This is a genomic window from Cytobacillus gottheilii (genome assembly GCF_900166665.1).
Lineage (GTDB): Bacteria > Bacillota > Bacilli > Bacillales > Cytobacillaceae > Cytobacillus > Cytobacillus gottheilii_A.
Genome location: NZ_LT800494.1, coordinates 3058223 through 3071480, shown reverse-complemented (window position 1 = coordinate 3071480; position 13258 = coordinate 3058223). Strand labels below are relative to the sequence as shown.

Genomic DNA, 13258 nt, shown 5'->3' with positions numbered 1-13258 from the left:
TACAGGTTGTCTGACACTTAAATGTTTTGTGATGTAAAACTTTATTTTTATCATACATGAATAAAGATTATAAGGGAAAAATAAGACAGTCTAACAGGTCGAACGAAAGCTCAGCCTGAATAAATAATTTTCATTGTCTTATCTATTTAAGTTAGTGAGACAACTCAAATTCACTATTTTAGGATGATAAAGGAGATTGAACAAAATGGTTGAAAAACAATTTAAAGTAATCGCAGATACTGGAATTCATGCACGTCCTGCAACATTGCTTGTACAAGCAGCGAGCAAATTTGATTCTGATATCAACTTAGAGTATAAAGGCAAAAAAGTGAACTTAAAATCAATTATGGGCGTAATGTCTTTAGGTGTGGGCCAAGGTGCAGATATCACAATTAGTGCAGCTGGCAGTGACGAGCAGGATGCTCTTAATGCATTAGAAGAAACCTTGAAAAAAGAAGGATTGGCTGAATAATGAGCTTTTTACAGGGGATTGCAGCATCAAGCGGTATTGCGATTGCAAAAGCATACCGCTTAGTTGAACCTGATCTGTCTTTTGAGAAAAAGACAGTCAATGATACAGCGGAAGAGATTGCACGTTTTCAATTAGCTCTTTCCACATCTAAGGGCGAGTTGGAGGTCATTAGAGATAACGCAAATGAACAGCTTGGTGCTGATAAAGCAGCGATTTTTGATGCTCATTTGCTTGTTCTGAGTGACCCTGAACTGATCTCACCAATTGAAGATAAAATTAAAAACGAACAAGTAAATGCAGAAGTTGCTCTAAAGGAAACTGCAGATATGTTTGTTTCCATGTTTGAACAAATGGACAATGAATATATGCAAGAGCGTGCAGCAGATATCCGTGACGTAACAAAACGAGTGCTGGCACATTTGCTTAACGTGAAAATTGTGAACCCAAGCATGATCAGTGAAGAGGCTGTTATTATTGCAGAAGATTTAACACCTTCTGATACGGCTCAGCTTAACCGTCAATATGTTAAGGGCTTCACAACTGATATCGGCGGCAGAACTTCACATTCAGCCATTATGGCAAGATCAATGGAGATTCCAGCGGTAGTTGGAACTAAATTCTCTACTAGAGATATCGAGAATGGTGATACGGTTATTGTTGACGGAATTAAAGGGCTTGTACATATCAACCCAACTCCTGAGGTTATTGCTGAATATGAAAATGAAGCACGTAAATATGAAGAACAGAAGGCAGAATGGGCGAAACTTGTAAATGAAAAGACTGTTTCTGCTGATGGACACCATGTAGAGCTTGCTGCTAACATTGGAACACCTAAAGATTTAGAAGGTGTTGTGAACAATGGCGGTGAAGCGGTTGGTCTTTACCGTACTGAATTTTTATATATGGGAAGAGATAGCCTGCCGACTGAGGAAGAGCAGTTTGAATCGTATAAAGCTGTGCTAGAAGGCATGAAAGGTAAGCCTGTTGTCGTGCGTACATTGGATATTGGCGGCGATAAGGAGCTTCCTTATCTTGACTTGCCAAAGGAAATGAATCCATTCCTTGGATTCCGTGCGATTCGTCTATGTTTAGAAGAGCAAGATATGTTTAGAACTCAGCTGCGTGCACTTCTGCGTGCTAGCTCATACGGAAACTTAAAAATTATGTTCCCGATGATTGCTACATTAGATGAATTCAGACAAGCAAAAGCTATTCTTTTAGAAGAGAAAGATAAACTTGTTTCTGAGGGTGCTAAGATTGCAGAGGATATTGAAATCGGAATTATGGTTGAAATTCCTTCAACAGCAGTAATGGCTGAGCAATTTGCTAAAGAAGTTGATTTCTTCAGTATCGGTACGAACGATTTAATTCAATATACAATGGCAGCAGACCGTATGAATGAAAGAGTATCTTACTTGTATCAGCCATACAACCCTGCTATTCTTCGCCTTGTTAAAATGGTCATTGATGCTTCTCACAAGGAAGGTAAATGGACAGGCATGTGTGGAGAAATGGCTGGAGACGAAACAGCTATTCCTTTATTGTTAGGTCTGGGTCTTGATGAATTCTCCATGAGTGCTACATCTATTCTTAAAGCACGTTCGCTTATCAGCAAATTGAATCGAACGGAAATGGAAGCATTAGCCGTACAAGCTCTGCAGATGAACACTGCTGAAGAAGTTGAACAAGCAGTCAAAACTGCAACAATGGCTTAAGGAATAGAATAAGCCCAACTTTTTAAAAAATGTTTAAATAAACTGATATCGGGAATAGAGAAATAAGTGCTTAGAAGGCTAAGCAAGCTGAAAATTTTCTCATTTTCCCCCCTTATTAAACTGACCAGCTTTTTGGTCAGTTTATTTTTTTGTTTGATTAAGTGTATTAACCCTCCTTCTGAACGATTTTCTTTTCATATGTTTAATCCCCCTTTTAAAAGGACAGTTTATTGAAAAGGAGGAATTTTACATGAGAAAAATTGGAATGCTTGCTGCTTTGTTTACTGTGGGACTGATGATTTCAGCCTGTTCATTTGGTTCTCCGCAATCGATTGTAAACCAGCATGCAGAAGTCATGCTGACAAAAGGAAACGAATTGCAATTTCGTTTTAAAATGAATGAAAAGATGCTTGAAAATCATGAGGTTTACAAGGTTCGAGTGACAATACATAATCAAGAGCTTGCTGCGGCTATTGGATCGGATCAAATCATGTATGGAGCAGAAGAGGTGGCGGATGGCCGCATAATCGCTGCAGATGAAGAGAATGGGAATTTTATTTATATGAACCCGCTTCCTCTGTTAAAAGATTTGCATGTCTTTGATATCGAAGAGATGATTGTAAACGGCAATGCGATTTCTGTGGAAATGATTTCAAATGATGAAGTCATTGCTCAAACATACTTAAATCAATTCTGGTCACAGATATAATTGTTTCGTAAGGCTCTTTTCTGAGCAATTGTTGTTTTAATAATCACTTTTTAAAGTAATATATCTGTTGATTGAAACGAAAGAGTGGGAGACTCCTGCTCAGGCTAAGCACCCGACCCGCCTGAAAGATCGTACTCTGATGTGGAAATCTTTGTACATGAATGTAAAAGCAACAAAGCTTGCGAAAACAGTATTCGTAAAGAATAATCAAATTCCTTTCAGTTTAAACCCTTCTAAGATAAATGGTAAAATAGAAGAAAATATTGAGAGGATGGATGATTTGAAAAACACTGAAAATACAGTCATTGGATTTATTGGAACAGGTGTAATGGGAAGCAGTATGGCAGGGCATTTGCTTAAAGCAGGATATCCTCTAGTTGTTTATACAAGAACAAAGGAGAAAGCAGCATCGCTTTTAGAAAAGGGAGCAGTATGGGCAGAGACCCCTAAAGATTTGGCACAAAAAGCAAATGTAATTATTACGATTGTTGGCTATCCGCACGATGTGGAAGAAGTCTATCTTGGAGAAAATGGCTTAATACCGCATGGTAAACAGGATACATACTTAATTGATATGACAACATCAACCCCTTCTTTAGCAGAGCGTATTTCTCAAGAAGCTGAATCCAAGGGAATGAAAGCAATTGATGCACCCGTATCTGGTGGAGATATAGGGGCAAAGGAAGCAAGACTAACGATTATGGCTGGCGGTAAAGAGGCGGATTTTGCTGAGGTAAAGCCAATTTTTGAATTGCTGGGACAAAATATAGTTTATCAGGGCCTGGCTGGTTCTGGTCAGCATACGAAAATGTGTAATCAGATTGCCATTGCGTCCAATATGATAGGTGTAAGTGAAGCTGTTGTTTATGCAGAAAAAGCTGGTTTGGATCCGGAACAAGTCCTAAAGAGTATTTCAGCAGGTGCTGCAGGCAGCTGGTCATTATCAAACTTAGCGCCTCGTATGACGAAAGGTGATTTTGAACCAGGCTTTTATATCAAGCATTTTATTAAAGATATGAATATTGCCTTGGAAGAAGCAGAGCGAATGGGCATGATGACACCAGGTTTGTCCTTGGCTAAAAAAATGTACGCTGAGCTTGCAGAAAAAGGAGAAGAAAACAGCGGTACACAAGCACTATATAAATACTGGCAATAAGTTATTTTACGAATTTGAAATCCTCCTCAGACAAAAAATAAGTTGACCAACTAGAGGAGGAGGTTCTACACGATGGTAAAAAAGGCAAGTAAGAACAGACCAGATCAAAAAAACAAAAAAGGCTTTGATTCAGCTGTTGCAGATACCGAATTTGCTCATGAATTAGGAAGTGCTGCTAATAATAAGGAGCACCACAATAAAGCTAAAAAAGAGAAAGCAGCTAAAAATAACGGAAAATATAAAGGGTAATTGAGGCTGGGACATAAGTATTTAACACACTCATAGAACCGAATGGTTAGGAAGTTATCTTTCTAATCATTCGGTTTTTTTATTTATGATTATAAAATATATTTTATTAACATGAGTGAAATGGAGCGGAGGACACTCGACTCCTGTGGGCAATAGAGGAAAAGGGAGACCTCGCAGAAGCTTTGCTTCGAGGAGGCTCAGCTTATGATCCCACGAAAAAACAGGGTCCGCAGCGCTATGGAACGGACTTGTTTAAACACCCAAACCAAGATAGTGAATATTCGTGTTTTAGAAAGATTAATTTCGTTTTGTCACAGCCTCGTTTTCTTTTAAATAAGCTTCAATTCGATCTAAGCCTGTTTTTAATGTCTCTAATGAATAGGCAAATGAAATCCTAATATACCCTTCACCATACGAGGAGAACGCGCTGCCAGGCACTGTTGCTACTCCTGCTTTTTCAACTAGTTCAAGTGCAAAATCGAATGAGCTATGAGAAACAGAAGGAATTTTAATGAAAAAGTAAAATGCTCCATCAGGTTTTACCACATCAAGCCCCATATTCTGAAGTCTTCTGTAAACATAGTCTCTGCGTTGTTCATATTGCATTCTCATAGGAAGGGCATCATCTTTTCCAGTGGTTAAAGCTTCAAGCGCAGCCATCTGTGATATAGAGGTTGCACAGGTAGCATTATACTGATGAACCTTCAAAATATGCCTGCAAATAGATGCAGGAGCAAACAACAACCCAATTCTCCAGCCGGTCATAGAATGTGATTTAGATAATCCATTAATAATAATGGTTTGTTCTTTTAAGATCGTCCCAATAGAAAAATGGTTTTTTCCGTAAACAAGCTCACTGTATATTTCGTCGGCAAGAATAAAAATATCCTTTCCTCTTACAAGCTCAGCAATATCAGTCAGTTCTTCTTTTGTTAAGCTGACTCCTGTAGGATTGGAGGGATAGGGAAGAACAATACACCGTGTTTTGTCGCTTATATGCTCTTTAATCAAGTCTGCAGTAAATCGGAATTGATTATTTGTAATATCGGCATAGACGGGTACGGCACCGCATAATTTAACGATTGGTTCATACCCAGGATATACTGGCCCAGGTAAAATCACCTCGCAACCTTCCTCAAGGATTGTTCGGAATGTAATATCAATGGCTTCGCTAGCTCCAATGGTAAGAATTACTTCATCTTCGGGCTGATAGGATAAATCGTATTTTTCTTTTACGTAAGCACTGGCTGCTTTACGCACCCTTAAATCACCAGCATTATGAGTATATGTAGTAAAATTATCATCAATTGCTTGTTTCCCTGCTGCTTTTACATGCTCAGGTGTGGGAAAATCAGGCTGGCCAATCGTTAAAGATACCATATCTTTTGTATCTGCAACTAAATTAAAAAATTTCCTAATACCTGAGATCTCAATTTCTTTTACCTTTTGATTAATCAAATGTTCCAATGATTTCACCTCACGCTTAATTAATCATATTTTAACGCAGTTTTTCTGACAGTGAAAGGAGTTTTGGCCAAACAACTGAGAGAGTAAATGGAAAAATGGGTTTTAAAGGAGATATTATAACAGAAGGAGGAGATATAACGATCGGTTGCAAATTCATAATGATAAAAAAACCGAATGATTAGAAGATGACTTCCTAACCACTCGGTTTTATAATCGTCTTAAATATTCAGGTCCTAGCCTTAGGTTTACGTTAAGATCTTGATCTTTACTTAATAACCATAATCCCAATCAACTTCATCTTCATGCCAGAGTGCCGGAGATACTGTACCATAGTTAATGATCTGATTCTCAATTTTTGTATTGCAGTTTTCGCATCCGCATTGTTTTTTGATGTCTTCGAATACAGATTGTTCGACATCTTCAATAATCGTAACTGACTGGTCCTCACGATAAAGGATTGCTGTTCCTTTCATTGGTCCAATACACCTCTTTACTTATATTATGGTTTTTGTTTAACCTTATGTTCATTGTATGACTGAAGCAGATGTAAGTCTATAATTTTGTGATTAAATTCACATAATTATCATACTTTCGCATGAGATAATCGTACTTAAAAAACGTTGAAATCATGTAAGTTTACCCTTAACATATATAATGTAATTATAATGGTAAATATTAGATTGGAGGAACTAGGTTTGAACGCCATTTTAGAAAAAGAAAATGTTAATAGTCACAATGAATTGGCCGGATTCTGGATTCGTTTTGCAGCTTATCTTATTGATTCTCTTATTGTTGGAATCCCGCTTGCCTTGCTTGGAATTGCCATATTTATGATCTCACTGGGCACTTCAGATGCCGTTTTGATTTTAATGAATGACCCCTATATCGAGACCTTAACAGCTGAACAGGAAATGGATCTAGTTATTCGGTATATTGTTTCTTTGTTTGCAATCATCGGTATTTCATTTATTATATCAATTGCTTATTTTGCAGGACTGCACGCTTCCAAATGGCAAGGAACAGTAGGTAAAAAACTTCTTGGGCTAAAGGTTAGTGATTTACAGGGAAGAAGAATTTCTTTTTGGAGAGCATTAGGGCGATATGCGGCTATGAGTTTTTTATCTGGAATTTTACTTATCGGATATATAATCGCTGCTTTTACAGAAAAAAAGCAAGCCTTGCATGATCTTATTGCAGGTACTGTTGTCATAAAAAAATAGGTTTTAGTTTAATCGTTGAAAGCTGTCTGTTACAGATGCAGTACAGCTTTCAATTTTTTATTTACATAATAAGATATGAAAATTTACGTAAACTATATATTTATTTAAGAGGGTATCTGCTCTTTATATGGAATATATATGGTAGAAAAGGAGGGTGACATCATATCCATCACCACTGATAAGAAAAGTCCCTTAGGGTTCAGGGATACTAACCAGTGCACATAAACCTATACATATTTAATATTTGTACAATTTATAGATCAGAGAGGAGCTTTTCAAATGGGTGCAGAAAAAGCAGTTCAGAATAAACCTCAGCTTAGCTCGTGGAAGCTGTATTTAACGCTGCCAATTATTTCATGGGCCTTATACGATTTTGCAAATACCATTTTTTCATCTAATATTAACACCATTTTCTTTCCATTCTACTTGCAGGAGGTAGTAGGGGAAAACGAGGTTCTAGATCAAATCGCCAGTACGTTTATTTCTTATTCTAATGCAGTCGCCAGTTTCTTTCTGGTCATATTTTCACCGCTCTTTGGGGTCATGATTGACCGGACAGGCAAAAAGAGAAAATACGTTATTATTTTTACCCTTATTTCAGTGGCTGCAACCTTCTTAATGGGCGTCTTTGCCGGTTCGCAAATAGAAGGAACCGTTTGGGGCCTGCCGCTTAGCTTAGCACTCGTTGTTGTCAGTTTTGTTGTAGCTAAGTTCTTCTTCCATTCCAGTTTAGTATTTTACGATACGATGATTTCTGATCTTGGTGAGAAGAAAGATATTCCTTTGATCTCTGGCTTTGGAGTTGCTGTAGGGTATATCGGTACATTAATCGGTTTAACGGTGTATTTATATGTTGGGGATAGTGGTTTTCATCGAGCCTTCATTCCTACTGCTATTTTATTCTTATTGTTTTCATTGCCATTATTTTTCTTTGTAAAAGATAAGCCAGTTCCAGTAAAAGATCAAAAGAAAGCTTCTTTTATATCAGGGTACAAAGAAATTTATCAAACATTTAAGGAAATGAAGGCGCATAAGGCCATTTTTACGTTTATGATTGCCTACTTCTTCTTAAATGATGCGATTTCAACAACCATTGCGATGATGGCTGTATATGCAAAAGCCATTATCGGCTTTTCGACTGGTCAGTTCATTTTGCTCTATTTAGTTTCAACCATTTCAAGTATTATTGGTTCTTTCGTATTTGGCTATGTAACTAAAGCGAAGGGATCTTATAAATCTGTACGATATGTTGGTATTTTGCTGCTAGTCGCATTAATCATTGGAACTTTTGCTGTTAATGAGCTGATGTTTTGGATAGCAGGAAGTATGTTTGGTGTTGCTTTAGGTTCCATGTGGGTAACTACAAGATCGTATATCGTCGAGCTGACTCCTGAAAACAAACGAGGTCAATTCTTTGGATTATTTGCTTTTTCAGGAAAAGTATCTTCCATTGTAGGTCCGTTTTTATACGGTACGATTACCCTTGTATTCGCTGACTATGGAAATATTGCAAGCCGGCTTGCGCTGGGCTCGCTCATCATCTTAACGATTATTGGCTTAATTGTTCACTCAAAGATTAAGCAGGAAGCTATTCAAGGCTAGCTCATGCTTGTTTTGGCCTAGGGTACTTGAGGCTGGGACATAATATTAAATAAGACTATGGAACCGAATCTTTTAGAAGTGAATTCTTCTAATGATTCGGTTTTTATTGTTTAAATATATCTTTCAAACATGAGTGAAATGGAGTGGGGGATTAGTTTTGTCCCTTCTCCTTTACAAAATAATCATGAAGTACAGACAAACTTCCAGTAAAATTTAATAAAAATGTGGGGGCATTCATGGTATATTAGGTATAAATATTCATAAGTACTAGCACTCATAGACTTTCACCAACATTAGGAAGGGCGATTTAGCCATGGATCAAAACAAAGGGATTTTATTAGAAAGTGGAACAAATGAATTAGAAATTGTTGAATTTTCAGTTGGAAAAAATAAATTTGGGATTAACGTCATTAAAGTAAAAGAGATTATTAATCCTGCGCCAATCATTCCGATTCCACATGCACATCAAAATGTAGAGGGGATTATTGAGCTGCGAGGTGAAGTGCTGCCTGTCGTTAACGTGGAAAAGGCATTGGCACTGCCAGCTTCTAAGAGTCCTGAAATGGATAAATTTATCGTGACAGAATTTAATAAACAGAAAATTGTCTTTCATGTTCACAATGTAACGCAAATCCACCGTATTTCTTGGAACCAGATTGAAAAGCCGTCAGACATGTATCAGGGAAGCAACAGCCCGATTATTGGAGTAATAAAGCTGCACGGAGAAATGATTTTGCTATTGGACTTCGAAAAAATTGTCACAGAGATTAATCCTGAGTCAGGAATTAATATACAAAGAGTTCAAAAGCTGGGTAAACGCGAGCGTTCAGATAAAAAACTAATTGTTGCTGAGGATTCGCCTCTCCTGCGGAACTTATTGCATGATACATTAAGTGAAGCTGGATTTGACCAAGTCGAATTTTTCGAAAATGGACAAGATGCATTCCGTTATTTAGAGTCTCTTACTGCCGAAGGGAAAAAAATTGAAGATGAGATTCAGCTGGTTATAACTGATATTGAAATGCCGCAGATGGACGGTCATCACCTTACGAGAAGGATTAAGGAAGACTCGAAGCTCTCTAAGCTTCCAGTTATCATCTTTTCTTCTCTCATAACGGATGATCTGCGCCATAAAGGCCAAATGGTTGGTGCTGATGCTCAAGTCAGCAAACCGGAAATAGCAGAGCTGGTATTACTAATTGATAAACATGCTTTGTGATGAGTTCTTCCATTCCCCATCACAATAAAAGAAAAAAGCAAAGGAGATCCTTTGCTTTTTTTCTGACTTAAAAATAGCTTTGACCAAGCTTTTTAAATACAGGCTTAGTGTACTCCTTTTTTTGCGGCTGCGAAGCACGATTCGGTTCACTTAACCCAGTATAGGCTATTAATAGCTGCTTTGCAGCGTTTAGTGAAACAGAAGAACGGGGATTTCGAATGGTTTGATCTAATTTTCCAAGATGCGGAAGATTATCAAAATCCTGTTTAGATGGTGGAAGATGAAAAGTGTAGTCTCCGCATTTCACTAAAACGTCAGATTGCTGCTGACTGTATTTAGGATTAGCGGAAAAATGCAATCCAACTTTTTCTGCCAAACCTTTTTTAAGCATTTTTTGCAGAGCAACCTGCTTCAATTTGTATAGAAATTTAGGGTTCGTTGCTGTTTTAGCATGACGATTAACCGTGAAGATAGCTTGTGAGAGGTTATCAACCGTTGGCTGCAGTTGAGGATGTTGCTTCCTGTCTGAATTCAAAATATTAATCTCCTTCCATTAATATACGGGGTATATATTCTATTATACCCCGATGCTTTAATCTTGAAAAGGAATTGTGGAGTAAATGGATATCTTTCTTACTTCATATGTTTGCAAAATGGAGAGATTATGGCTGAATGGATACTGCTGTTCCGTTTGGCACAATTGAAGCCAGTTCAAGAACATCATGATTATACATGCGAATACAGCCGTTGGATACTGCTTTTCCGATTGAGCTGGGATTATTCGTTCCGTGAATTCCATATCCGGATTTAGACAATGTCAGCCACATAACACCAAAAGGGCCGCCAGGATTTGGCTCCCTGTTTACAATGATGAAGTTTCCAGAGGGGGTTGAAGTCAACATCTTCCCGATCGCGACAGGAAACGTTTTTTGGACCATGCCATTTCTTAAGAGGGTTAGGGTTCTGCTGTTTTTGGAAACAATAATTGTATATGGGATTGTATTCGGATCTGGCAAACCAGGAATTCTTATTCTCTGACCGGTATAAATATTGTTTGGATTGGTGATTGCGGGGTTTGCCTTCATCAGACTTTGAATGCTTCGCCGATAATTCATAGCAATGGTATTTAATGTTTCACCAGATTGTACAATATGAATAAACAAAGATAACATCCTCTCTATTGACGATTCACTTTATGTGTATGAATGTTGAAAGGCTATATGACCTTATAAATAAAAAGAAAATGTTGAAAAATTGCAGGATTTTTATATTCTTATGAACTGAATCATGTAAAATAGGTTACAGGTAACAGTCAGTATACACACTTCGTGAGGATGGTTAGATGGAGCACTTTAAAAATATGCTGGCAAGAGAGCTAGATAAGGATAAAGTAAGTGAAAAATTAGAAAAGATTATTTTCGAACTAATCTTTTATTATATAAACGATATGGTGTTTATTATGAAAGTGGATGAACAATTTGGTTTTACTTATTTGTTCGCCAATGAACCAGCGAGTAGACATGCCAATTTATCAAATGATTATGTAGGCAAAACCTTTGAAGAAATAATGCCAGCTCAAGTGGCAAAAACACTGCAAATGAACTACGAAAAAGTTGCAGTTCATAAACAGACCATGATTTTTACAGATGAAGTAAATTTAGCAGATGGCAGTAAGCTAACCGGTGAGTCTATTTTAACACCTGTAATGGATGAAGAAGGTATAGTCCGATATGTGGTTTCAGTTACAAGAGATATTACCGTTAGTCTGATGGAAAAAAATCAGCTGATAGAAAGTGAGCAAAGGGCCAGATCCATTGTTGACCATAATTTAGATGGTGTCATTACACTTGATATGAGCGGCAGAGTAGTCGATATGAATCCGGCTGGGAAAACGATCACAGGCTATAGTCTTGAACAATTCACTTCATGTTCGATTGCAGATTACATTTATGAAGAAGATGATTGTCATTTTCAGCAAGTATTTTCTAAAACAAAAAATGGTATCGCTTCTGAAACCCTTGATTGCCGATTTATCCATAAAAATGGCGAGATTGTTCAAGTTCATTTAAAATTGCTTCCTATTGTCATTAATCAGCAGGTAAGTGGGATCTATGCAATTATTCGGGATCTTTCTCAGCTGACAAAGAATGCTGAAATGATCGCCAAAATGTCTTATCATGATCAATTAACAGGTCTTCCAAATCGAAGAGCACTATTAAAAGGGCTGGACGAGCATTTGGAAACAGAAAAAGCAAAAACTAGCGAAACGGCTTTGCTTTATATAGATCTGGACCGTTTTAAATATATCAATGATTCTTTTGGGCATTTAGTGGGGGATGAGATTTTAAAGAAAGTCGCAGAAAGGTTATGTCAGTTTGAATATCGAGATTACTCTGTTTATCGGCAGGGCGGAGATGAATTTATCATATTGCTGACCTTTACAAATAGAGAGGATGCAAATAGGTTTGCTCAGAAGATATTAGACAGCTTTAAACAATCTTTTTATTTTGATTCAAGTGAATATTATATTACGCCAAGTATTGGCATTAGTTTATATCCTTATGATGGGCAGAATGTGGAAAGCTTAATAAAAGCGGCAGATGAAGCATTGTTCCGAGTGAAAGAAAAAGGAAAAGCCCATTTTCAGTTTTATCAGGGTAATATGGTTAAGGTTCATCGAAATGTTGTTGAACTGGAGACACACTTGCGAAAAGCATTGGAAAATGACGAGTTATCATTATACTATCAGCCACAGGTAGAGCTTGCGAGTAATGAAATTATCAGTTTTGAAGGGCTGCTGCGCTGGCACTCTAAAGAATTTGGCTTTATTTCTCCAGCAGAATTTATTCCTCTTGCCGAAGAAACAGGCCTCATTTTACCAATTGGGCAATGGGTAATTGATACAGCCTGCAGTCAAATTAAACAGTGGTCAGAGCGATTGAACAGGCAGTTTCGAATTGCTGTCAATATTTCTCCGCGTCAATTCCAGGATCACAATCTCGTAGATACGATCCGCCTTGCCATTGTTAAGTATGATATTTCACCTGAGCTCTTAGAAGTGGAAATAACAGAAGGAACTATGCAGGACACAGATGCTGCTATACCGATCCTGAACAAGTTGAAAAAACTGGGGATTATGGTGTCGGTGGACGATTTTGGTACAGGTTATTCTTCACTCAGTTATTTAAAGCAGTTCCCAATAGATGTATTAAAAATTGATCAGTCGTTTGTCAGAGATGTACTTACGAATGATAAAGATGCTGCGATTACAACGACAATCATCCATCTTGCGAAAAGTTTAGGGATGGATGTCATTGCAGAAGGAGTAGAGAGAAAAGAACAGGCGCAATTCCTAATAGAAGCAGATTGTGCCTATGCGCAGGGCTATTATTATTATCGCCCGCTTCCTGCAGAAGAGATTGAGAACATTATGATGCTGAAAGAATAGG

At 37.6% G+C, this 13258-nt stretch carries 13 protein-coding genes; 9 read left to right on the top strand and 4 right to left on the bottom strand.

The genetic code is table 11. The features are described 5' to 3' along the window. The first annotated feature begins 205 nt into the window (after positions 1–205). From B7E07_RS15105 to B7E07_RS23795, 5 genes are all read left to right on the top strand, one after another. The gene (locus tag B7E07_RS15105; protein ID WP_080846797.1) at positions 206–472 is read left to right on the top strand and encodes a phosphocarrier protein HPr; all 267 of its coding nucleotides are present in this window, start codon (positions 206–208) and stop codon (positions 470–472) included. Continuing rightward, entirely contained in the window at positions 472–2187 is a 1716-nt protein-coding gene (ptsP, locus tag B7E07_RS15100; RefSeq protein ID WP_080846793.1) for a phosphoenolpyruvate--protein phosphotransferase, read from the top strand. The genes B7E07_RS15105 and ptsP overlap by 1 nt, the downstream gene beginning before the upstream one ends. Positions 2188–2437: 250 nt before the next feature. Continuing rightward, complete coding sequence (locus tag B7E07_RS15095) at positions 2438–2896, top strand: hypothetical protein (RefSeq protein WP_257391462.1); 459 nt, start codon at positions 2438–2440, stop codon at positions 2894–2896. A 271-nt stretch (positions 2897–3167) separates the two neighbouring features. After that, complete coding sequence (locus B7E07_RS15090) at positions 3168–4052, top strand: NAD(P)-dependent oxidoreductase (RefSeq protein WP_373886074.1); 885 nt, start codon at positions 3168–3170, stop codon at positions 4050–4052. A gap of 72 nt (positions 4053–4124) precedes the next feature. After that, the gene (locus B7E07_RS23795; RefSeq protein ID WP_176215216.1) at positions 4125–4301 is read left to right on the top strand and encodes a hypothetical protein; all 177 of its coding nucleotides are present in this window, start codon (positions 4125–4127) and stop codon (positions 4299–4301) included. A gap of 297 nt (positions 4302–4598) precedes the next feature. On the opposite strand, the gene B7E07_RS15085 is transcribed toward B7E07_RS23795, so the two are convergent. Both B7E07_RS15085 and B7E07_RS15080 read right to left on the bottom strand, forming a co-directional pair. Then, complete coding sequence (locus tag B7E07_RS15085; protein WP_080846789.1) at positions 4599–5768, bottom strand: aminotransferase A; 1170 nt, start codon at positions 5766–5768, stop codon at positions 4599–4601. Positions 5769–6037: 269 nt separating this feature from the next. Next, the gene (locus B7E07_RS15080) at positions 6038–6241 is read right to left on the bottom strand and encodes a hypothetical protein (protein ID WP_080846786.1); all 204 of its coding nucleotides are present in this window, start codon (positions 6239–6241) and stop codon (positions 6038–6040) included. A gap of 222 nt (positions 6242–6463) precedes the next feature. Here B7E07_RS15080 and B7E07_RS15075 point away from each other — a divergent pair, with 222 nt between their 5' ends. The 3 genes from B7E07_RS15075 (at position 6464) to B7E07_RS15065 (ending at position 9809) form a co-directional block, all read left to right on the top strand. Next, a complete protein-coding gene (locus tag B7E07_RS15075) occupies positions 6464–6988 on the top strand; it encodes an RDD family protein (protein WP_257391461.1) in 525 nt (174 codons plus the stop codon). A gap of 279 nt (positions 6989–7267) precedes the next feature. Next, positions 7268–8590, top strand: coding sequence for an MFS transporter (locus B7E07_RS15070; RefSeq protein ID WP_080846781.1), 1323 nt, complete (start codon positions 7268–7270; stop codon positions 8588–8590). A gap of 313 nt (positions 8591–8903) precedes the next feature. Further along, positions 8904–9809, top strand: a complete 906-nt coding sequence (locus tag B7E07_RS15065) for a chemotaxis protein (RefSeq protein ID WP_080846778.1) — start codon at positions 8904–8906, stop codon at positions 9807–9809. 67 nt (positions 9810–9876) lie between these two features. Here the strand turns inward: B7E07_RS15065 and B7E07_RS15060 are convergent, their stop codons facing one another. Together B7E07_RS15060 and B7E07_RS15055 are read right to left on the bottom strand one after the other, a co-directional pair. Beyond that, positions 9877–10344: a YkyB family protein gene (locus B7E07_RS15060; RefSeq protein ID WP_080846776.1), complete on the bottom strand. Its 468-nt coding sequence runs from the start codon at positions 10342–10344 to the stop codon at positions 9877–9879. A gap of 127 nt (positions 10345–10471) precedes the next feature. After that, complete coding sequence (locus B7E07_RS15055; protein ID WP_080846772.1) at positions 10472–10981, bottom strand: L,D-transpeptidase family protein; 510 nt, start codon at positions 10979–10981, stop codon at positions 10472–10474. 170 nt (positions 10982–11151) lie between these two features. On the opposite strand from B7E07_RS15055, the gene B7E07_RS15050 reads away from it, so the two are divergent. Next, positions 11152–13257: an EAL domain-containing protein gene (locus B7E07_RS15050; protein WP_176215215.1), complete on the top strand. Its 2106-nt coding sequence runs from the start codon at positions 11152–11154 to the stop codon at positions 13255–13257. Position 13258 lies beyond the last annotated feature (1 nt).